The sequence below is a fragment of the Pseudomonas sp. V88_4 genome (assembly GCF_029967985.1).
Taxonomy (GTDB): domain Bacteria; phylum Pseudomonadota; class Gammaproteobacteria; order Pseudomonadales; family Pseudomonadaceae; genus Aquipseudomonas; species Aquipseudomonas glycinae.
On sequence record NZ_JASCAF010000045.1, the window covers coordinates 12228 to 34103 of the forward strand.

The 21876-nt window shown below is 61.9% G+C and carries 20 protein-coding genes; 8 read left to right on the forward strand and 12 right to left on the reverse strand.

Annotation, left to right across the window (positions count from 1 at the left end; genetic code table 11):
- Positions 1-8 precede the first annotated feature (8 nt).
- Together proC and QLG12_RS23715 are read right to left on the reverse strand one after the other, a co-directional pair.
- A complete protein-coding gene (proC, locus tag QLG12_RS23710; protein ID WP_197867206.1) occupies positions 9-827 on the reverse strand; it encodes a pyrroline-5-carboxylate reductase in 819 nt (272 codons plus the stop codon).
- 23 nt (positions 828-850) lie between these two features.
- Positions 851-1537 carry a YggS family pyridoxal phosphate-dependent enzyme gene (locus QLG12_RS23715; RefSeq protein WP_197867207.1) on the reverse strand — a complete coding sequence of 229 codons (687 nt, stop codon included), beginning with the start codon at positions 1535-1537 and terminating at the stop codon, positions 851-853.
- Positions 1538-1593: 56 nt separating this feature from the next.
- Between QLG12_RS23715 and QLG12_RS23720 the strand changes: the two genes are divergently transcribed.
- A complete protein-coding gene (locus tag QLG12_RS23720; protein ID WP_197867208.1) occupies positions 1594-2628 on the forward strand; it encodes a type IV pilus twitching motility protein PilT in 1035 nt (344 codons plus the stop codon).
- A 48-nt stretch (positions 2629-2676) separates the two neighbouring features.
- Here QLG12_RS23720 and QLG12_RS23725 read toward each other — a convergent pair whose 3' ends face one another.
- Entirely contained in the window at positions 2677-3294 is a 618-nt protein-coding gene (locus tag QLG12_RS23725; RefSeq protein ID WP_011336371.1) for a C40 family peptidase, read from the reverse strand.
- Between the two features lie 249 nt (positions 3295-3543).
- Here QLG12_RS23725 and QLG12_RS23730 point away from each other — a divergent pair, with 249 nt between their 5' ends.
- On the forward strand, positions 3544-3978 hold the full coding sequence (locus QLG12_RS23730; protein ID WP_007953343.1) for a TM2 domain-containing protein: 435 nt from the start codon (positions 3544-3546) through the stop codon (positions 3976-3978).
- 74 nt (positions 3979-4052) lie between these two features.
- Here the strand turns inward: QLG12_RS23730 and QLG12_RS23735 are convergent, their stop codons facing one another.
- The 9 genes from QLG12_RS23735 to gshB form a co-directional block, all read right to left on the reverse strand.
- Complete coding sequence (locus QLG12_RS23735; RefSeq protein ID WP_236192197.1) at positions 4053-4457, reverse strand: hypothetical protein; 405 nt, start codon at positions 4455-4457, stop codon at positions 4053-4055.
- 39 nt (positions 4458-4496) lie between these two features.
- A complete protein-coding gene (locus tag QLG12_RS23740) occupies positions 4497-5483 on the reverse strand; it encodes a lipid II-degrading bacteriocin (protein ID WP_236192196.1) in 987 nt (328 codons plus the stop codon).
- Between the two features lie 321 nt (positions 5484-5804).
- Positions 5805-7076 (reverse strand): dihydroorotase, encoded by a 1272-nt coding sequence (locus QLG12_RS23745; protein ID WP_282475314.1) that lies wholly within the window; start codon positions 7074-7076, stop codon positions 5805-5807.
- On the reverse strand, positions 7073-8077 hold the full coding sequence (locus tag QLG12_RS23750; RefSeq protein WP_007913665.1) for an aspartate carbamoyltransferase catalytic subunit: 1005 nt from the start codon (positions 8075-8077) through the stop codon (positions 7073-7075). The genes QLG12_RS23745 and QLG12_RS23750 overlap by 4 nt, the downstream gene beginning before the upstream one ends.
- Before the next feature lie 27 nt (positions 8078-8104).
- Positions 8105-8608, reverse strand: coding sequence for a bifunctional pyr operon transcriptional regulator/uracil phosphoribosyltransferase PyrR (pyrR, locus tag QLG12_RS23755; protein WP_197867212.1), 504 nt, complete (start codon positions 8606-8608; stop codon positions 8105-8107).
- Positions 8609-8689: 81 nt separating this feature from the next.
- The gene (ruvX, locus tag QLG12_RS23760) at positions 8690-9127 is read right to left on the reverse strand and encodes a Holliday junction resolvase RuvX (RefSeq protein WP_197867213.1); all 438 of its coding nucleotides are present in this window, start codon (positions 9125-9127) and stop codon (positions 8690-8692) included.
- Complete coding sequence (locus tag QLG12_RS23765) at positions 9127-9699, reverse strand: YqgE/AlgH family protein (RefSeq protein ID WP_011336368.1); 573 nt, start codon at positions 9697-9699, stop codon at positions 9127-9129. The genes ruvX and QLG12_RS23765 overlap by 1 nt, the downstream gene beginning before the upstream one ends.
- Positions 9700-9758: 59 nt before the next feature.
- Complete coding sequence (locus tag QLG12_RS23770) at positions 9759-10658, reverse strand: energy transducer TonB (protein WP_197867214.1); 900 nt, start codon at positions 10656-10658, stop codon at positions 9759-9761.
- Positions 10659-10758: 100 nt separating this feature from the next.
- A complete protein-coding gene (gene gshB / locus QLG12_RS23775) occupies positions 10759-11730 on the reverse strand; it encodes a glutathione synthase (RefSeq protein WP_282475315.1) in 972 nt (323 codons plus the stop codon).
- A gap of 224 nt (positions 11731-11954) precedes the next feature.
- On the opposite strand from gshB, the gene pilG reads away from it, so the two are divergent.
- From pilG to QLG12_RS23805, 6 genes are read left to right on the forward strand one after another with little or no spacing between them, the layout of a single operon-like run.
- Entirely contained in the window at positions 11955-12359 is a 405-nt protein-coding gene (pilG, locus tag QLG12_RS23780) for a twitching motility response regulator PilG (RefSeq protein ID WP_007953330.1), read from the forward strand.
- Positions 12360-12419: 60 nt separating this feature from the next.
- On the forward strand, positions 12420-12785 hold the full coding sequence (gene pilH / locus QLG12_RS23785; RefSeq protein WP_011336365.1) for a twitching motility response regulator PilH: 366 nt from the start codon (positions 12420-12422) through the stop codon (positions 12783-12785).
- Between the two features lie 10 nt (positions 12786-12795).
- Positions 12796-13335 carry a chemotaxis protein CheW gene (locus QLG12_RS23790; RefSeq protein ID WP_282475316.1) on the forward strand — a complete coding sequence of 180 codons (540 nt, stop codon included), beginning with the start codon at positions 12796-12798 and terminating at the stop codon, positions 13333-13335.
- Positions 13336-13348: 13 nt separating this feature from the next.
- A complete protein-coding gene (locus QLG12_RS23795) occupies positions 13349-15409 on the forward strand; it encodes a methyl-accepting chemotaxis protein (protein ID WP_064380108.1) in 2061 nt (686 codons plus the stop codon).
- Positions 15410-15444: 35 nt separating this feature from the next.
- Positions 15445-21360 (forward strand): Hpt domain-containing protein, encoded by a 5916-nt coding sequence (locus QLG12_RS23800; protein ID WP_282475317.1) that lies wholly within the window; start codon positions 15445-15447, stop codon positions 21358-21360.
- A complete protein-coding gene (locus tag QLG12_RS23805; RefSeq protein ID WP_282475318.1) occupies positions 21353-21823 on the forward strand; it encodes a chemotaxis protein CheW in 471 nt (156 codons plus the stop codon). The genes QLG12_RS23800 and QLG12_RS23805 overlap by 8 nt, the downstream gene beginning before the upstream one ends.
- Positions 21824-21876 lie beyond the last annotated feature (53 nt).

A 21876-nucleotide genomic window follows, 5' to 3' on the forward strand; every position in this document is an offset into this window, starting at 1 on the left:
AAGGCTCCTTATTTGCCCAGTTGTTCGGCCATTTCGGCCGAGCGGTGCGCGGCGGCGCCGAGTGCTTTTTCCACCAGGGCTTCGAAGCCGCCGGCCTGGAACGATTTGATTGCAGCTTCCGTGGTGCCGGCCGGCGAGGTCACGCGGCGGCGCAGTTCGGCCGCGTCGACGTCGCTGGATACGGCCATGTGCGCGGCGCCCAGCGCGGTCTGCAAGGTCAGCTGCTCGGCGGTTTCCTTCGGCAGGCCGAGTTTGACGCCGGCGGCGGTCATGGCTTCGATCAGCAGGAAGAAGTACGCCGGGCCGGAGCCGGAGACGGCGGTCACGGCGTCCAGTTGCTGCTCTTCGTTCAGCCACAGGGCGATGCCCACGGCGGACAGCAGTTCTTCAGCCTGTTGGCGTTGTTCGGCGCTCACGGCGCCGGTGGCGTACAGGCCGCTCACGCCCTGACGCAGCAGCGCCGGGGTGTTCGGCATGCAGCGCACGATCGGCTGTTCGCCGAGCCAGGCCGTCATGCTGGCGCAGGTGATGCCAGCGGCGATGGAGACCACCAGTTGATTCGGTTTCAGGCTTGGGCGAATCGCTTCGCACACAAGCTTCATGGCTTGTGGCTTGACCGCCAGTACCACCACGTCGGCGCCGTCGATGGCCAGGGCGTTGTCGGCGAAGGTTTCGATGCCGTGTTCGGCGCTGACTTTGGCGCGGGTTTCTTCACCCGGATCGCTGGCGCGGATGTGTGCAGCTTCCAGACCCTTGGCCCGCAGGCCGCCGATCAGGCTGGCGGCCATGTTGCCGGCACCGATAAAGGCAATACGTGTGTTGCTCATGTCAGGTCCTTATCTGGAAATGGTCAGGATTGGGAATAGTCGCGGGCGCCGAACAGGGCCGTACCGATACGGACCCAGGTCGCGCCTTGGGCAATGGCCGACTCGAGGTCGTGGCTCATGCCCATGGAAAGTGTGTCGAGCGGCAGATCGAGGCTGTCCTGCAACGTCTGGACGGCGGCGAACGCGGCATCCTGCTCGGCGCGATCCTCGGTCGGCTCGGGAATCGCCATCAACCCACGCAGTTTCAGGCGCGGCAGGGCGCTGATGGCCTGGGCCAGGGCCGGCAGGTCTTGCGGCGTGCAGCCGGACTTGCTGGCTTCACCGCTGACGTTGACCTGAATGCAGATATTCAGCGGCGGCAGTTCCGCCGGGCGTTGTTCGGACAGGCGTTGGGCTATTTTCAGACGATCCACGGAGTGCACCCAGGCGAAATGCTCGGCAATCGAGCGGGTCTTGTTCGACTGAATGGGGCCGATGAAGTGCCAGATCAAGGGCAGGTCGGCCAGTTCGAGCTGTTTGCCCAAGGCCTCTTGCAGGTAGTTCTCGCCGAAGTCGCGCAGGCCGGCGGCGTACGCTTCGCGCAGGGCTTCGGCCGGTTTGGTCTTGCTCACGGCCAGCAGCTGGACGCTGTTTTCATCGCGTCCGGCGGCTTTGGTCGCTGCCTGGATGCGCGAACTAACGTGGAGAATGTTGTCTGCTATCGTGGACATCAAGAGGCGCCAGCGGTCTGAAGGTTCGCGGCATTCTACTGGAATTGAGGGACGCTATGGATATCACTGAACTGCTGGCCTTCAGCGCCAAACAGGGTGCTTCCGACCTGCACCTGTCGGCCGGTCTGCCGCCTATGATCCGCGTGGATGGCGATGTGCGGCGGATCAATCTGCCGGCGCTGGATCACAAGCAGGTGCACGAGCTGATCTACGACATCATGAACGACACCCAGCGGGTGGACTTCGAGAAACATCTGGAAACCGACTTTTCCTTCGAAGTCCCCGGGGTGGCGCGCTTTCGGGTCAATGCCTTCAACCAGAACCGGGGCGCCGGTGCGGTGTTCCGGACCATTCCGTCGAAAGTGCTGACCATGGAAGATCTGGCCATGGGAGACGTCTTTCGCAAGATCACTGATGCGCCGCGCGGGCTGGTGCTGGTGACCGGGCCGACCGGCTCCGGCAAGTCGACGACGCTGGCGGCAATGATCGATTACCTCAACACCCATCGCCATCACCACATCCTGACCATTGAAGATCCGATCGAATTCGTCCACGAATCGCGCAAATGCCTGATCAATCAGCGCGAAGTCCATCGCGATACCCGCAGTTTCGCCACTGCGCTGCGTTCGGCGCTGCGCGAAGACCCGGACGTGATCCTGGTGGGCGAGATGCGCGATCTGGAAACCATTCGCCTGGCGCTGACCGCGGCCGAGACCGGGCACCTGGTGTTCGGCACCTTGCACACCACTTCGGCAGCCAAGACCATCGACCGGGTGGTGGACGTGTTCCCCGGGGACGAAAAATCCATGGTGCGCTCGATGCTGTCGGAGTCGTTGCTGGCAGTGGTGTCGCAGACGCTGATCAAGAAGATCGGCGGCGGTCGGGTGGCGGCGCACGAGATCATGCTGGGCACGTCGGCGATCCGTAACCTGATCCGCGAGGACAAGGTGGCGCAGATGTATTCGGCGATCCAGACCGGCGGCTCGTTGGGGATGCAGACACTCGACATGTGCCTGAAGGATCTGGTGACCAAGGGCTTGATCAGCCGAGAACATGCGCGGGAGAAGGCGCGGACGCCGGATAACATCTAGGCAAAAAAAATCGCAGCCCGTGGGCTGCGATTTTTTGTGCCTGAGCAATCAGCGCTGAACGACGCGCATCTGCCCTTGCTCTTTCGGCAATACGCGTTTGGCCACCACGTAATGCTTTTCCCAGTACGGCTTGTTCAGTGTGTCGATGCTCACCGCTTTGCCGCGCCGTGGCGCGTGGATGAAGCGATCGTTGCCCAGGTAGATGGCAACGTGATTGACCCGACGGCTCTTGATGTTGAAGAAAATCAGGTCGCCCGGTTTCAGATCCTTGCGTTCGACTTTCTCGCCGTGACCGCTGGCCATGGCGTTCGAGGTGCGTGGCAGGTCGAACGTGGCGTCGTTGAACGCATATTTCACCAGACCGCTGCAGTCGAAGCCTTTACTCGGGCTGCTGCCGCCCCAACGGTATGGCGTACCGAGGACGTTTACCGCGCGACTCAGGACGTTACTGCTTTCCTTGGTCGCCATCGGTGGCACCAGCTTGCTGCGGCCGTTGCTGCTCAGCGTGGTGTGTTTGACCTGTTTGCCTTTGTTCGAAGGAGCAGAGGCATGGGATTTGGGGGTGAAACCGTTAACGTTTGGAAGACGTTGCTCACGATTGGTGGCGTGGGCGGCCAGTGGCATTAATAGGCAAATAGTTAGCCATGTCTTGAAAAATGGACGCATTAGGCAGGGCTCTTGGTGTGTTAGCGCGCAACTTTATAACAGCTTTTTTGTCACTTCCGAGGCCGTTGGTCGATTCAATCGGGAGCCAACGGAACCAAACAAGCGGCAAAAAGACGCAATTGTCGGACAGAAGTCCGGTGCTATAAGGCTTTGGCGGGAGACAAGGTAGCATTTGCCATACGTCGGCTACCTGTAAAAAAGTCACAAAGAATTAAAGAATATTTATCTATCGCGTGTATCGAGGTCTTAATGAACGGCTATCAGCTGCCCCGTGTGAAGGAAAAAGACACCCATAGCAAGGTGATCGGTTACCTGTTGTGGATTTTCGGTTTCACAGGCTCCCACCGCTTCTATTACGGCAAACCGGTGACCGGCACGATCTGGTTTTTCACCTTCGGGCTGTTGGGGATCGGCTGGCTGATCGACGTGTTCCTGATCCCGGCGATGGATCGCGAAGCCGACCTGCGTTTCGCCGCGGGCCCTATCGAATACAACGTGGCGTGGATCCTGCTGACCTTCCTCGGCGCGCTCGGCGTGCACCGGATGTATCAGGGCAAGTGGATCAGCGGGGTGGTGTATCTGCTGACCGGCGGGTTGTTCTTTCTGGGGGTGCTGTATGACTTCTGGACGCTGAACGATCAGGTGTCGGTGCGGAATGCCGAAGGGCGGGGCGCCTTTCAGTAAGTGATGTCGAGGGGGAGGACCGCCGGTGCAGTTCGTGCGCTGGCAGGCCCCCCCTCGACACTGGGTCTTGCGCGTTATTTCAATCGCACCACGGTGTGTATTTGGAAAACGGCAAAAGTAATGGCAGTCACACCATAAAGTATTGCAATGATGGCGTGATGGGGTATCGACCAATACACAATCCTGTCCACCAAGATCACCAAGGATATTGTTGCAATCAGGTAGGCTGATATTTTCAGTAGCAGACCTGCACACGAATTGGCGCGTGCCCAGCGTAATAAGAGAATCTGCAGTAGGTGGATTAGTGCAAGTGTCAGGAAAATAATCAGCGTTACGCCAATGGGCAGGCCGATTGAATCCTGATTTATGTCATATGTCCCTGCTTTGAGATTTTTTATTAATGTAAGTGCTCCTGCGCCAGATGTAAGTGCGAGAGCGGTTGGGTACAAATAACTCAATAGTTTGTAAGTTCTGCTCATTCGCTTTCCGTTATGCAGGTGTCTGTAAATTATTGATGCTCACGGCGTAGGGTGAAATCCAGTTCCGCTCAGCCTTATCTTATGCTCGCCGAAAATGTCGATTTCGTAATGTGTTCCAGAAAATACTCTGCCTGCTGTTGTTAATAACTCAAGGGCAGTTGATCGGTTGCTCGCGTCAAAGTCGTAAGTGTCAGTATAGGCTCTGACGACGCCATCGAAAACCCAGGATCCTGCTTTGTCCCGCGTGAAGTCGCCTTCCATCTTTAACGTTATTCTTCCTAGATAAGCTCCGGTGACATGGCTGTCATTAATGGTGGCGTAAGGGATTTTCGGGTCAGATAGGTAATAAGTACCGGCTTCTCGAGTGCTCGCGATTGAGCTTGCCAGTAATGGCAGTTCGTTGGCTTTGACATTCAGGCCAATGTTGTTGATGTTAACCCTCATCCTCTCGCCATTTCCCCAGAGATAATGAGCAAAGGCTTTGATCGGGCTGAAGGTGCCGCCAGATAGCTCGGTTGTGAGTGATTCGTAATTCAGATTGTAAGGAGCAGTCGCGGAGACTTTGATCAAGGCTTCTATGGTGCTTAGTTTTTGCTGCGCCGCAAATGAATCAGCCAAGCTGAAGTTGATGACTTTGTTCTTGAAATAACCATGGCTGATAACGGCGGCGTTGCTGAGTAGATAGTTGTCGCTTTCCGTGATTCTCCAAAGTTCTCGAATTCCACCCAGAGCGTCGTTGTTAATTGCCTTGTTCACCATTTGCAGTTCATAGGTGAAAGCTTTAATTCCGGATTTCATTTCAAGCCAGGCATGGAACATGTCCATTTCTGCTGAGGTTATTACAGGGCCACTACTCAGTGGTAATGAATAGGTTTGACCGTCATTGGTGATAACGGCCTCACCTGCACCCTGCCAGTCTGCTGTTGCGTAGGTTCCCCATCTGAAACCGGAGTCGACTGTAAATCCGCCAGAGTTTCCTGTTGAACCTCTGGTAACAATAGGGGGAAGCGTAAGTCCATTTTTCATATGCTCATCCTTGTGGGTATTGGTTATCCTTTTGACATTTTTATATTAATGGCTGCGCTTAAGTGTTGCCTATTAGAACTTTGTAGGCTGTTTCTGATTGTGTCGAGGCTATTTTTACGAGAGTGTAAAGTGTCGGATTTTTCTTTATGGCGGGCGGCCGCTTTCCTACGTCAATCGGTGTAGATCTAACAGTGGATAGGACGCGAAGGAGATGGTGTTGCGAGGAATCACTTTGAGCGTGGCTTTACCAGCAAGGATGTTTGTCGCTATTAAATAGAATTCAGGAGATAGCAGGCCATTACAGCCTGCTATCTCTTGTCTTCATGCCTGATGGCTGATCCGGCCATCCACCAAGGCGTAACGCACCACACCTGGCAGGCTATGGCCGAGGAACGGGCAGTTCTCGCCCTTCGACAGCCAGGTTTCGCCGGCAACGGTCGAAGCCTTCGGATCGAACAGCACGATATCTGCCGCGCCACCCACCGCCAGCTTGCCCGCCGGCAGGCGCAGGGCCTCGGCCGGGCCGGCGCTCAGGCGGGCCAGCAGGGTCGGCAGGTCCAGCAGACCATCCTCGACCAGTGTCATTGCCAGCGGCAGCAACAGTTCGACGCTGCTGATGCCCGGCTCGGTCGCGCCGAACGGTGCCAGTTTGGCATCGCGCTCATGGGGCTGGTGATGGCTGGAAATCGCCGAGACCACGCCGGACTTCACCGCTTCACGCAGGCCGTCGCGGTCGGCGCGCGTGCGCAGCGGCGGTTGCACGTGATACAGGCTGCTGAAGTCGATCAGCGCTTCGTCCGTCAGGATCAGCTGATACAGGGCGACATCCGCCGTGACTTTCAAACCACGGGCCTGGGCCTGAGCGATCAGGGCCACGCCGCGAGCGCTGGTCAGCTGGCTGAAGTGCGCACGCACGCCGGTTTGCTCGACCAGCAGCAGATCCCGGGCCAGGGCCACGGTTTCAGCGGTTTCCGGAATGCCCGGCAGGCCGAGGAAACTGGCGGTGGCGCCTTCGTGGGCCAGGCCGCCGTCGGCCAGGTCATGATCCTGCGAGTTGAAAATCACCGTCAGGTCGAAGGTCGCCGCGTAATCCAGCGCCCGGCACAGGGTGCGGGTGTTGCGGAAGCTTTCCAGGCCGTTGCCGAACGCCACGCAACCGGCGTCGCGCAGGGCAACGAGTTCTGCAAGCTGCTCGCCATCCAGACCTTTGCTCAGCGCCCCGATCGGGAACACCTTGGTGTTGCCGGCCTCGCGGGCGCGGTCGAGGATCAGTTCGGCCACGGCGGAGGTGTCGAGCACCGGTTTGGTTTTCGGCGGGCAGCACAGGCTGGTCACGCCGCCGGCCGCAGCAGCGCGGGTTTCGCTGGCGATGGTGCCTTTGCGGCTGTAGCCCGGCTCGCGCAGGGCGACGTTGAGGTCGACCAGTCCCGGAGCGGCAACAAGGCCTTGGGCGTCGATGGTTTCGACGGCAGTGAAACCGGCCGGTGCAGCGCCGAGGGCGACGATCTTGCAGGCTTCAACGTGAATATCGGTGATTTGATCCAGGCCGCTGCTTGGATCGATGACGCGGGCGCCGAGAATGCTGAGCTTCACTGGGCGTTCTCCTGCTCGAATTGGCGCTGGGCAGTCTGTCCGCTCATGGCCATCGACAGCACGGCCATACGGATCGCGATGCCGTAAGTGACTTGATTGAGGATCACCGAGTGCGGGCCGTCGGCCACTGCCGATTCGATCTCCACGCCGCGGTTGATCGGCCCCGGGTGCATGACGATGCAATCGGGCTTGGCGCCGGCCAGGCGCGCGGTGGTCAGGCCGAACAGGCGGTAGAACTCGCCTTCGCTCGGCAGCAGGCCGCCGGTCATGCGCTCACGCTGCAGGCGCAGCATGATCACCACGTCGACGTCTTTCAGGCCTTCGGTCATGTCGGTGTAGACCTTCACGCCGTATTGCTCGATGCCGATCGGCAGCAGGGTCTTCGGCGCGATCACGCGGATGTCCGGGCAGCCGAGGGTCTTCAGGGCGAGCATGTTCGAGCGCGCCACCCGCGAGTGCAGGATGTCGCCGACGATGGCCACCGAGAGGTTCTCGAAACCGCCCTTGTGGCGGCGAATGGTCAGCATGTCGAGCATGCCCTGGGTCGGGTGCGCGTGCCGGCCGTCGCCGCCGTTGATGATCGCCACTTGCGGGCAGACATGTTCGGCGATGAAGTGCGCGGCGCCCGAATCACCGTGGCGCACGACGAACATGTCCGCGGCCATGGCCTCGAGGTTGCGCAGGGTGTCGAGCAGGGTTTCGCCCTTGCTGGCCGACGAGGTCGACACGTTCAGGGTGATCACGTCCGCCGACAGGCGCTGGGCTGCCAGTTCGAAGGTGGTACGGGTGCGGGTCGAGTTTTCGAAGAACACATTGCACACGGTCTTGCCGCGCAGCAACGGGACCTTCTTCACGGCCCGGGCACCGACTTCGAGGAACGAGTCGGCGGTGTCGAGGATTTCCGTCAGCAACTCGCGGCGCAGGCCGTCGAGCGAGAGGAAGTGGCGCAGCTGGCCCTGATCATTGAGCTGCAGCGGGCGCTTGGTATCTAGAGGCGTCATCGCGAGGGGGACTCTCAATAGGGCGGATTAAAGGGCAAGGTCTTGCAGTTCGAGGGCCAGCTCCGGCCCGGACAGCTTGACCCGCTCGTGGGCGGCCAGCGACAGGGTCGCGCCAACCACGTTCGGGCGGATCGGCAGTTCGCCGGCGTCCAGGTCCAGCAGGCAGACCAGCGTCACGCTGGCCGGGCGGCCGTAGTCGAACAGTTCGTTCATGGCGGCGCGAATAGTCCGGCCGCTCATCAGTACGTCGTCGATCAGCACCAGATGCTGGCCTTCGATTTCGAAGGGCAGGGCGGACGGGCGCACTTGCGGGTGCAGGCCGTTCTGGCTGAAGTCGTCGCGGTAGAAGGAAACATCCAGCGTGCCCAGTGGTGCATCGCTGCCCAGCTCTGCGAGCAAGGCCTGGGCGACCCAGACGCCGCCGGTGCGGATGCCGATGTAACGCGGTTCGCTGATATCACGCTGGGCAAGGTGCGCCTTGAGGCGGATCGCCATCTGGCTGATCAGATCGGCGGGATTGGGCAGGCTCATGGTTGCTCCTTCTCGGGGTCGAGCCGGTTCTCGCGAACCGGGGCTCGGGTTGTAACCAAAAGAAAAGCGCCGTAGCGCTTGTCAGGATTCAAATAGTGCGGTGTTTTCGTCGAGCCAGCCTTGCAGCAGCAGGGCAGCGGCGATGGCGTCCACCGGGTTGTCGCGGTAGCTGCCTTTCTGTCCGCCGCGCGCCAGTCGTTCGCCCTTGGCTTCGAAGGTCGTCAGGCGTTCGTCGTGGGTATAGAAAGGCAGGTTGAAGCGGCCATTGAGGCGGCGGGCGAATTTTTCGGCGCGGGCGCACATCTCGCTGGGTGTGCCGTCCATGTTCAGCGGCAGGCCGACCACCACGGCGTCGGGTTTCCATTCCTTTATCAGGGCTTCGACCTGATTCCAGTCCGGTACACCGTTTTGCGCTTTCAAGGTGCACAGTTCGCGGGCCTGGCCGGTAATCACCTGGCCGACCGCCACGCCGATCTGTTTGGTGCCGTAGTCGAAGCCGAGGATCAGGCGCAGGGCCATCAGGCGTGTCCTGCCTGGCTGGTCAGCAGGCTGAGGTTGATCCCCAGGTGCCTGGCCGCCGCTTCCAGGCGCAGTTCACTGCTGGTGTTGAACAGGATGTCGGCGTCGTACGGGCAGGTCAGCCAGGCGTTGTCGGCCAGTTCGGCCTCCAACTGCCCGGCTTCCCAACCGGCATAACCGAGGGTGATCACGCTTTTCGCCGGGCCCACGCCGTCGGCGATGGCGAACAGCACGTCCTGCGAGGTGGACAGCGCCAGATCACCTTCGAGCTCGACGGTAGCCTGAAAGGTCTTGCCCGCCGGGTGCAGGACAAAACCGCGATCAGTCTGCACCGGGCCGCCGATGAAGATCGGCACATGCTGGCACAGCGCTGGCGGATCGATGTCCGGGCGCAGTTGTTCGAGGATGTCGGCCAGATTCAACTCTTGCGGTCGGTTGACCACCAGCCCCATGGCGCCATTGGCCGTGTGCTCGACGATGTAGGTCAAGGTGTGGGCAAAGTTCGGGTCGGCCATGTGTGGCATGGCGATCAGGAAGTGATGCTTGAGGTAGCTGGGGCTGACGTTTTTCATGTGCGCTAGTGTGGCGTTCGGGGGGCGAACTGACAAGCTGGAGCGGGCAAAAGATCGGCTCAGTTACTGGACAGCCGGTCGCCCCGGGCGAATTTCCAGGTGCGGATGATTTCCAGGCGATCAATGTCCGACAGGTCCCCGGTAAACGGTGCAAACGGTGCCGCCAGCCGCACGATGCGCTGCGCGGCCTGATCCAGCAGCGGCTGGCCGGAGGACTCCAGCACCAGCACTTCATACAGCGAGCCGTCGCGGTTGATCGACACCATCAGGCGCAGATTGCCGTAGATCTGCTTGCGCCGGGCTTCGTCGGGGTAATTGAGGTTGCCGATGCGCTCGACCTTCTTGCGCCATTCGTCCTTGTACCAGGCACCCTTGTCGCGCATGGTCGACGCGGCGCTGAGGCGGTGGATGCGTGGGCGCTTGGCATACAGCTGTTGTTCGTTGGCCAGTTCGGCTTCGAGGCTGGCAATGTCGCTGGAGAGCTGCGAGCTGTCGAAGGTCGGGGCGTCGACCGTCGGTTTGGTCTCGGTCCTGGCTTCTTCTTTCTTGGTCGGCGCCTTCTTCGGTTTCGGCGCGACGGTAGTCACGGCTGCCTTGGGCGCGGCTTCCTGCACCTCCGGCTTGGCGGCCGGTGGCGGGGTGACTTTCTTGACTTCGTTTGCCTGGAACGGCGCGACCTCGGTGGTCTTGGGGATCGCCTTCTTGTCGAGGGTACCGCTGCCTTCCTGGTTTTCCTGGGCGAGGAAATCGGCCTTCGCCGGCTTCTTTTCGCTCTTGAAGGTGGCGAGGGTGATTTCCAGGGTTTTGCTGATCTGCTTGGGCTCGACCATGGTGAAACCCACGCCGAGCAGCAGCGCCAGGTGGATCAGCGCCGCGAGAAACAGGGTAAATCCGAGGCGATCGACCGGGCGCACGCCGCGGTGGGCGAGTTCAGCAGGCAGATCGGACGGAAGTGTCATTCGAGAAAAACCAACATCGCGTTTTTACGGGCTCGGCATGATAACGCAATGTTGGTTTTTAGCTGCAAGCTGCACAGAAGCAAGCGACGAGCGACGAGCTTCAAGCTTCAAGCTTGCGGCTCGTGGCTTGCAGCTTTTTCTCGATGGCATCCATCAGCAGGCCGCCGATGTCGGTGCCGAAGGCATTGTCGATTTCGCGGATGCAGGTCGGGCTGGTGACGTTGATTTCGGTCAGGTGCTCACCGATCACGTCCAGGCCGACGAACAGCAGGCCTTTCTCGCGCAAGGTCGGGCCGACCTGAGCGGCGATCCAGCGATCCTTGTCGGTCAACGGACGGGCTTCGCCACGACCACCGGCCGCGAGGTTGCCACGGGTTTCGCCCTGGGCCGGAATCCGCGCCAGGCAGTAATCCACTGGCTCGCCGTCGATCATCAGGATGCGCTTGTCGCCGTCCTTGATCGCCGGCAGGTAGGCCTGGCCCATGATCTGCTGGGCGCCGAGGGCGGTCAGGGTTTCCAGGATCACCGACAGGTTCGGGTCGCCGGCGCGGTGCCGGAAGATCGAAGTGCCGCCCATGCCGTCCAGCGGCTTGAGGATCACGTCGCCATGTTTGGCGGCGAACTCACGCAGCACGTCGGCGCGGCGGCTGACCACGGTCGGCGGCGTGCACTGCGGGAACAGCGTGGCGAACAGTTTTTCGTTGCAGTCGCGCAGGCTCTGCGGCTTGTTGACCACCAGCACCCCCGCGGCTTCGGCCTGTTCGAGCAGGTAGGTGGAGTAGACGAACTCCATGTCGAACGGCGGATCCTTGCGCATCAGAATCACGTTCAGGTCGCTCAGCAGCGAATCCTGCTCGGTGCCCAGTTCGAACCATTTTTCCGGGTTGGCGAAGACTTTCAGCGGCTTCATCCGCGCCCGTGCCTGGCCTTCACCCTGATAAAGGTCTTTCTGTTCCATATAGAACAGTTCCCAGCCGCGCTTCTGCGCCGCCAGCAGCATGGCCAGCGAGCTATCCTTTTTATAGGAAATGCTGGCGATAGGGTCCATGACAATCCCGACGCGAACGCTCATTGGGTTTTCCTCGAAAATTGGCTACCGGATCGGTATGAAAAAAGTGCCGCCAGAGTGGCGCCGGGCGGGTTTTCGGTCAAGGAAAAACCCGTCGATAGATTGCGTCAGGAGACTGTGCTAAAAAGGCTCCCAGCCGTGTTGGCCCTTGAACATCAAGGGTTTCCAGCCATCAGTCATCGCAAAACGGACAAATTGATTCGCAAAGGCGACGGTAGAGCCCCCTTATGGAACAGCAGTCCAGCGCCTTGAAGGTCATGGTGATCGACGACTCGAAAACGATTCGTCGCACCGCCGAGACCCTGTTGAAAAATGCAGGGTGCGAGGTCATCACCGCGATCGACGGTTTTGACGCCCTGGCGAAGATCGCCGACCACCACCCGGGGATCATCTTTGTCGACATCATGATGCCGCGTCTGGATGGTTATCAGACCTGCGCTTTAATCAAGAACAACAACGCGTTCAAGGGCACGCCGGTGATCATGCTGTCGTCCCGGGACGGGCTGTTCGACAAGGCCAAGGGGCGGATTGTCGGTTCCGATCAATTTTTGACCAAGCCTTTCAGCAAGGAAGAACTGCTCGACGCGATTTCGGCCCATGTTCCGGGCTTCGCTGCCGCTTTGCCGCAGTAAGACACGCACAGAGACGCTCGGCCAGCGGGCCCGGTGTCGACAAGAAAAATGGGGAAGACCATGGCACGTATCCTGATCGTCGATGATTCGCCGACCGAAATGTACAAACTCACCGGCATGCTGGAAAAGCACGGGCACGAAGTGCTGAAAGCCGAAAACGGCGCCGACGGCGTGGCCCTGGCCCGCCAGGAAAAGCCCGATGCGGTACTGATGGACATCGTCATGCCCGGCCTCAACGGCTTCCAGGCTACCCGTCAGTTGACCAAGGATGCGGAAACCAGCCACATCCCGGTGATCATCATCACCACCAAGGATCAGGAGACCGACAAGGTCTGGGGCACCCGCCAGGGCGCCAGGGACTACCTGACCAAACCGGTCGACGAAGACACGCTGATCAAGACCCTGAACAACGTGCTGGCCGGTTGATCGCGCCGCCATGAGCGAGTCGCTGACCGCGTTCGAACTGTTGTGGCAGATCGACCAGCGCTGTCGCCTGCTGGCGGCGGACCTGCCGTCGCAACCGGCGCGCCAGGATCGCTGGAGCGGCATCGGCTTTCGTCTGGGCGAACACTGGTACGTCACGCCGATGGGCGAAGTCAGCGAAGTGCTGCCCGAACTGCGTGTCACCCAGTTGCCGGGCGTCAAGCCTTGGGTCAAGGGCGTGGCCAACCTGCGCGGGCGGCTGCTGCCGGTCATGGACCTGTGTGGATTCTTCGGCCATGAGCTGTCACCGATGCGCAAGCAGCGGCGGGTATTGGTGGTAGAGCATAAGGACGTGTTTGCCGGTGTGCTGGTCGATGAGGTCTTCGGTCTGCAGCACTTCGATCAGGACAGCTTCGAACCCGTCTCGATCCGTAAACGGCAAGGCTCCAAGGGCGAGTTCGTCAAAGGGTATTTCCGGCGCGAGCAGAACTGGCGGGTGTTCAGCCTGTTTGCGCTGGCGCAGTCACCGAGTTTCATGCACGTCGCGGTTTAACAGGCGAGGACCGATGATCAAAGCAAAAACAGGCAAGCCCGCAGAAGGCTCGCGCAGCCGCTCGCAGATCATCGTGCTGTTCATCGCACTGATCGTGTTCATCATGCTGCTGTTCGCCAACTTCGCTTACCTCAACACCCAGGCCAACTACGACAAGCAGTACATCGGCCACGCCGGCGAGCTGCGGGTGCTGTCGCAGCGGATCGCCAAGAACGCCACCGAAGCCGCCGCCGGCAAAGCCGCCGCGTTCAAGCTGCTCAGCGATGCGCGCAATGATTTTGCCCAGCGCTGGGGTTATCTCAAGAAGGGCGACCCGAGCACCGGCCTGCCGCCGGCGCCATCCGTCGTGCGCCCGGAAATGCGCGCCGTGCAGCTGGACTGGGAACGCCTGCTGAAAAACACCGACGCGATTCTCTCCAGCGAACAGACTGTGCTGTCGCTGCATCAGGTGGCCGCGACCCTGGCCGAAACCGTGCCGCAATTGCAGATCGAATACGAGAAGGTCGTGGAGATCCTCCTGCAACGTGGTGCACCGGCGGCGCAGGTGGCGATGGCCCAGCGTCAGTCGCTGCTGGCCGAGCGGATTCTCGGCGCAGTGAACACCGTGCTGTCGGGCGATGAAAACTCCCAGCAGGCCGCCGACGCGTTTGGTCGCGACGCCGCGCGCTTCGGTCAGGTGCTCAATGGCATGTTGCAAGGCAACCCGGCGCTGAAGATCAGCCAGGTCGAAGACCGCGACGCCCGTGCGCGTCTGAGCGAGATTTCCGAACTGTTCCAGTTCGTCTCAGGTTCCGTGGATGAAATCCTCGAAACCTCGCCTGAGCTGTTCAAGGTCCGTGAGTCGGCCACCAATATCTTCAGCCTGTCGCAGACCCTGCTCGACGAGGCCTCGCACCTGGCCAGCCGTTTCGAAAACCTCGCTGGCGGGCGCAGCACCGACACCATCGGCGGTTATGTGCTGGGCCTGCTGGCGCTGGCCTCGATCATTCTGATCGGCATGGTCATGGTCCGGGAAACCAACCGTCAGTTGCGCGAGACCGCCGAGAAAAACGAGCGCAACCAGAACGCGATCATGCGTCTGCTCGACGAGATCGAAGACCTCGCTGACGGCGACCTGACCGTGACTGCCTCGGTGACCGAAGACTTCACCGGAACCATCGCCGACTCGATCAACTATTCCGTCGACCAGTTGCGTGATCTGGTCGCCACCATCAACCTCACCGCCGGCCAGGTCGCCGCTGCGGTGCAGGAAACCCAGGCCACCGCCATGCACCTGGCCCAGGCCTCGGAGCATCAGGCCCAGCAGATTTCCGAAGCCTCGACCGCGATCAGCGACATGGCCCAATCGATCGATCAGGTGTCGGCCAACGCCGCCGAATCCTCGGCGGTGGCCGAGCGTTCGGTGGAGATCGCCAACAAGGGCAACGAGGTGGTGCACAACACCATCCACGGCATGGACAACATTCGCGAACAGATCCAGGACACCGCCAAGCGCATCAAGCGTCTGGGCGAGTCGTCCCAGGAAATCGGCGACATCGTCAGTCTGATCGATGACATTGCCGACCAGACCAACATCCTCGCCCTCAACGCCGCGATTCAGGCTTCGATGGCCGGTGACGCCGGGCGCGGTTTTGCCGTGGTGGCCGACGAAGTGCAGCGGCTGGCCGAGCGCTCGTCCGCCGCTACCCGGCAGATCGAGACGCTGGTGCGGGCGATCCAGACCGACACCAACGAAGCCGTGATTTCCATGGAACAGACCACCACCGAAGTGGTGCGCGGCGCGCGGCTGGCGCAGGATGCCGGGGTGGCCCTGGAAGAAATCGAAGGCGTGTCCAAGACCCTTGCGGCGCTGATCCAGAGCATCTCCAACGCGGCGCAGCAGCAGACGTCTTCGGCCGGGCAGATTTCCCTGACGATGAACGTGATCCAGCAGATCACCTCGCAGACCTCGTCCGGCTCCACGGCCACCGCCGAGAGCATCGGCAACCTGGCGAAAATGGCCAGCCAGTTGCGTCGCTCGGTGTCCGGGTTCACCTTGCCGACGACGCCTGCGCCCGTCGCGGACAAGGCGTGAGGCCTGCGGGCGAGTTCATGTCGAGCGGAGTGGTTATGGGTGACCGGCACGACTACGTGGCCCTCGAATGGGTCAAGGGTGAAATAGCCGAGACGCTGAGGCAGGCGCATCAGGCCATCGAAGCCGTGCTCGACGATCCGCAGTCGGTGCCGGGACTGGACGAGTGCCTGGCCTGCATCCATCAGGTGCACGGCAGCCTGCAGATGGTCGAGTTCTACGGCGCGGCGCTGCTGGCCGAAGAGATGGAACACTTGGTCGAAGCGTTGCAGAACGACCGCGTCAGCCATCGTGACGAAGCACTGCACTTGTTGCTGCAGGCGCTGGGCCAATTGCCGATCTACCTCGACCGCGTGCAGGGCGCCCGCCGTGACCTGCCGCTGGTGGTGCTGCCGCTGATCAACGACTTGCGCAGCGCCCGGGGCGAAAGCCGGTTGTCGGAAACCAGCCTGTTCAGCCCGCAATTGCCCGAGCTGTCACCCCTGAGTCCGCAAGCGCTGGCCCTGCTTGAACCGGCAGAACTGCCGAATGTGCTGCGCAAGTTGCGCCAGATGCTGCAAATGGCGCTGGTCGGATTGCTTCGCGAACAGGATGACCAGACGCACCTCGCTTATCTGGCCAAGGTCTTTACCCGGCTTGAAGCACTCAGCGGTAACTCGCCGTTGAGCCCGTTGTGGCAGGTCGCCTCGGCGCTGGTCGAAGGCATGCGCGAAGGGCGGATCGCCAACAGCCCGGCGCTGCGCAGTCTGTTCAAGGACGCCGACAAGGAACTCAAGCGCCTGCTCGAACAGGGCATGCCCGGCCTCAACCAGCCGCCACCGCCTGAACTGCTGAAAAGCCTGCTGTTTTATATCGCCAAAGCCGAACATCCCACCGGGCAGATGCTGACCATGAAAGATCGCTACTCCCTGGACGACGCGCTGCCCGACAGCGCGATGGTCGACGAAGAACGCGCGCGCCTGGCCGGCCCCGACCGCGATGCCATGCGCTCGGTGCTCGCGGCGCTGTGCGAAGAGCTGGTGCGAGTCAAGGAACGTCTCGACCTGTTTGTGCGCAGCGACCGCCAGCACGCCTCGGATCTGGACTGCCTGCTGGCGCCGCTGCGGCAGATCGCCGACACCCTGGCGGTGCTCGGTTTCGGCCAGCCGCGCAAGGTGATCATCGATCAACTGGCGGTGGTGCTCAGCCTCGCCCAGGGTCAGCGCGAACCGAACGACGCCACGCTGATGGACGTCGCCGGCGCCTTGCTCTACGTCGAAGCGACCCTGGCCGGGATGGTCGGCACTGTCGAGCCGGAGAGCCCGGATGACTCGCGGCTGCCGACCACCGACCTGACGCAGATCCATCAGATCGTGATCAAGGAAGCGCGCATCTGCCTGCAACAGGCCAAGGACATGATCGTCGACTATATCGACGCCGATTGGGATCGCCAGCAACTGCAAAACCTGCCGGCGCTGCTGACCCAGGTGCGCGGCGCGCTGGCGATGATTCCGCTGGCGCGGGCGGCCAGCCTGCTCGAAGCCTGCAACGGATTTATCCGCGAGCACCTGTTGCTCGACCCTCACGAGCCGGGCTGGCAGCAACTCGACAGCCTCGCCGATGCCATCACCAGCCTTGAGTACTACCTCGAGCGCCTGACCGACGATCCGCAGGCTCCCAGCGAGCACTTGCTGGACATCGCGCAGAAAAGCCTCGCCAGTCTCGGTTTCTTTCCTGATGAAGAGCCCGGCGAGCCGCAGGTGCCGGTGCTCGATGATGTGCTCAGCCCCAGCGAAGCGCTGGTGATGCAGGATTTGCAGGAGCTGGATGACCCGCAGATTGTGCAATCCTTGGCCGAAGTGCTGGCCAGTCCAGTGTCGGCGGTCAACCCGCCGGCGCAGACCACGCCGGGCAGCCTGCTGCCGCCACCGGCCGATGAGGAACCGGTGGACGACGAGCTGCGCGAAGTGTTCCTCGAAGAGACCGGTGAAGTGCTCGAGGTGCTGAGCGAATACCTGCCGCGCTGGTCTGCCGAGCCTGATGACCGCGCCGCCCTCAGTGAACTGCGCCGCGGTTTCCATACGCTGAAGGGCAGCGGCCGGATGGTGCGCGCGCTGGTCCTCGGTGAGCTGGCCTGGGCGGTGGAAAACCTGCTCAACCGCGTGCTGGAAAACAGTGTCGAACCCGGCCCGGCGGTGCGCCAGTTACTCGCCGACACGCTGCTGTTATTGCCGGACCTGATCGCCGAATTCGCCACCAATGGCCAGCGTCAGCGCCACGATGTCGATCAACTGGCGGCCCGCGCCCATGCGCTGGCCAAGGGCGATACACCGCTGCCTGCCGAAGACGTGGAAGACGTCGCGGCCCTCGATCCGCTGTTGCTGGAGATTTTCCGCAACGAAGCCGAAACCCACCTCGCCAGCCTCAATCGTTTTCTCGATCAGGCTGCCGAGCATGTGCCGTTGCAGGCCAGCGACGAGTTGCAGCGAGCCCTGCACACCCTCAAGGGCAGCGCCTCGATGGCGGGGGTGTCACCGATTGCCGAACTGGCCGCGCCGCTGGATAAACTGGCCCGGGAATTCAAGGCCCACCAACTGGCGCTGGACCTCGACGAAGTGGAACTGCTGCTCGAAGCCGAAGGCCTGTTCCGCGTCGGTCTGCGCCAGCTCAAACACGATCCGCTGGCGCCGATTGTCGGTGCGCAGTCGCTGATCAAACGCACCGAAACCCTGCTCGGCGAGCGTCTGGAATCGATCCTCGATGCCCCGAGCAGTGCGGTGCGGGTCAAGCGCGATCCGCAACTGATCAACAACTTCCTGGCCCAGGGCATGGACATCCTGCTCGACGCCGAAAACCTCTTGCAGCGCTGGCAGCAGCACCCCGGCGAACGTCAGGAACTCAGCGCGCTGCTGGATGAACTGACCACCCTGGGCGAGGGCGCGCACCTGGCGGATCTGCTGCCGGTGGATGTGCTGTGTGAAGCCTTGCTCGATCTGTACGGCGCGGTCGAAGAAAGCAGCCTGGCGGTCAGCGAGCGATTTTTCCATGAGGCGCAGCAGGCCCATGAAGCGCTGATCAACATGCTCGACGAACTGGCCGCCGGCCAGGAAATCACCCCGCAACCGCAGCGCATCCGCGCCTTGCATGAACTGCTCGACGAGAGTCTCGATCCGTCGGCCATGGGCCTGATCCGCAGCGACGGCAGCCGCACCCCGAGCATCCGCGAACTGGGCAGCGCCACCGCAGAACTGCAACAAAACAGCCTCGACAGCGGGCCGGACGACGAAATCGTCGAGATCTTCCTCGAAGAAGCGGTGGACATTCTCGACAGCGCCGGGCAAGCCTTGCAGCGCTGGTTGAAGGATCCGGAAAACGGCGCACCGCTGTCGTCGCTGCAACGGGACCTGCACACGCTCAAGGGTGGCGCGCGGATGGCCGAGGTGGCGGCGGTCGGCGATCTGGCCCATGAGCTGGAAGGCCTTTACCGAGGACTGGTGGATCGGCGTTACAGCCACAGCGAAGCCCTCGACCGACTGCTGCGCCAGAGCCACGCACGTCTGGCGCAGTTCCTCGAACAGTTGCACCGGCACCAGCCGCTGGATCCGGCGCAGGACCTGATCGAGGCGATCCGCCGCTTTCGTCAGGATCCGAGTGCTAGTCCCGAAACGTCGTCAGCCCGCGTCACACAGGACAGCCCCGGACATGATCCGGAGCTGCTGGAGATCTTCCTCGAGGAAGGTTTCGACATCATCGAAAACTCCGGTGCCGCGTTGCTGCGCTGGCAGGCCGAACCTGGCAATCGCCAGGAAGTGGAAACCCTGTTGCGCGACCTGCACACCCTCAAGGGCGGTGCGCGGATGGTGGAAATCGGCCCGATCGGCGACCTCGCTCATGAGCTGGAAAACCTGTACGAAAGTCTGTCTGCCGGCACCCTGCAGGGCAGCGCCGAACTGTTTGCGTTGTTGCAACGCGGCCAGGACCGGTTGGCGCAGATGCTCGACGCCGTGCGCGCCGGCCAGCCGTGTCCTCCGGCGGACCGACTGATCAGCGCGATCCAGAATTTCAGCCATCCGCTGGTGGTGCAAACCCCGGCGCCCGTGCCGCCGGTGGCGGTCAAGGCCGAGCCAGCGGCCCCGGCGCCCGAGGCCGGGGCGGACATGGTCAAGGTCTCCGCCGAGTTGCTGGATGAACTGGTCAACCTTGCCGGCGAAACCTCGATTTTCCGTGGGCGCATCGAGCAGCAGGTCAGCGATGCGCAGACCGCCCTGCACGAGATGGAAACCACCATCGAGCGCATGCGCGACCAGTTGCGCCGGCTCGACACCGAAACCCAGGGGCGGATCCTCAGCCGTCAGCAAGTGGATGCCGAGCGCCTCGGCTACGAAGATTTCGACCCGCTGGAAATGGACCGTCATTCGCAGTTGCAGCAACTGTCACGAGCGCTGTTCGAGTCCGCTTCCGACTTGCTGGACTTGAAGGAAACCCTCGACCGGAGCACCCACGACGCCGAGAACCTGTTGCAGCAGCAGGGACGGATCAACACCGAGTTGCAGGAAGGCCTGATGCGCACGCGCATGGTGCCGTTCGAACGCATGTTGCCGCGTTTGAAACGCATCGTCCGCCAGGTCGCCGAAGAGCTGGGCAAGGACGTGGCGTTCAGCGTCGGCAACGCCGAAGGCGAGATGGACCGCAATGTCCTCGAACGCATGGCCGCGCCGCTGGAACACATGCTGCGCAATGCCGTCGACCATGGTCTGGAGTCGGCCGAAGTCCGGTTGGCGGCGGGCAAACCGGCGCAAGGGCAGATCAGCCTCGACCTGTCCCGCGAGGGCGGCGACATCGTGTTCGACATACGCGATGACGGCGCCGGCGTGCCGCTGGATGCCGTGCGGCGCAAGGCGATCAAGCGCGGTCTGCTGGCGCCGGATGCCGAGATCAGCGACCGCGAGGTGTTGCAGTTCATTCTCCAGCCAGGTTTTTCCACCGCCGAGAAAATCACCCAGATTTCCGGGCGCGGCGTGGGCATGGACGTGGTGCACGAAGAAGTCCGGCAACTGGGCGGCAGCATGAGCATCGATTCGGTGCCGGGGCAGGGCGTGCACTTCCGCATTCGCCTGCCGTTCACCGTGTCGGTCAACCGTGCGCTGATGGTGCAGTGCGGTGAGGATCAGTACGCGATTCCGCTGAACACCATCGACGGCATCGTCCGCGTGCTGCCGAATGAGCTGGAAGGGCATTTCCGTCTCGATCCGCCGAGTTATCAATACGGCGGCCAGCGTTATGAACTGTGCTACCTGGGCGAGCTGCTGAAAACCGCGCCACGGCCGAAACTGTCCGGCCAGAGCCTGCCGGTGCCAGTCTTGCTGGTGCAGTGCAACGACCGGCACATCGCGGTGCAGGTCGACACGATGGCCGGCACCCGCGAGATCGTGGTCAAGAGCCTCGGCCCGCAGTTCGCGGCGGTGCAGGGCGTGTCCGGGGCGACGATCCTCGGCGATGGCCGGGTGGTGCTGATTCTCGACCTGCTGGCGCCGATCCGCGCGATGCAGGCGCGGTTGCCGCAGCGTCCGGCCAGTCAAGAAATCGAGAGCGAACCGCACAAGCCGTTGCTGGTGATGGTGGTCGACGATTCGGTCACGGTGCGCAAGGTCACCAGCCGCTTGCTCGAACGCCACGGCATGAACGTGCTGACCGCCAAGGACGGGGTCGACGCGATGTTGCTGCTGGAAGAGCACATGCCGGACCTGATGCTGCTCGACATCGAAATGCCGCGCATGGACGGCTTCGAAGTGGCGACCCAGGTGCGCCACGACGAGCGCCTGCAACACCTGCCGATCATCATGATCACCTCGCGCACCGGCCAGAAACACCGCGACCGCGCGATGGCCATCGGCGTCAACGACTACCTCGGCAAGCCGTACCAGGAATCGGTGCTGCTCGAAAGCATCGCCCTGTGGAGCAAAAAACATGTATGAACGCCGGCACAACCAGCGCACCAGCCAACTCACCGGGCTGCTGCTGCCGCTGGCGGATCGCAACCTGATCCTGCCCAACGTCGCCGTCGCCGAGCTGATCGACTACCAGTCCAGCACCTTCGATCTCGACACACCGCCGTGGTATTTGGGGCGGGTGACCTGGCGCGAGCGGCAGATTCCGCTGCTGAGTTTCGAGTCGGCGTGCGGCAACAGGATCGTCATCGGCGAGCGGGCACGGATCGTCATCCTCAATGCCCTCGGCGGGCGGCCGGAGTTGAAGTTCATCGCGCTGCTGGTGCAGGGGATTCCGCGCTCGTACAAGCTCGACAGCCAGCTGAGTTATGTCGACGTGCCGCTGTGTGCGCTGGAGCAGGCGGCGGTGCAGGTCGGGGAGCAGGTGGCGAAGGTGCCGGATTTGTTGGCATTGGAAAAATTGTTGGTGGATGCCGGACTGGTTCACTGAACCAGGGTCTGCGGCGATCTCACTGGCCTCATCGCTGGCAAGCCAGCTCCCAC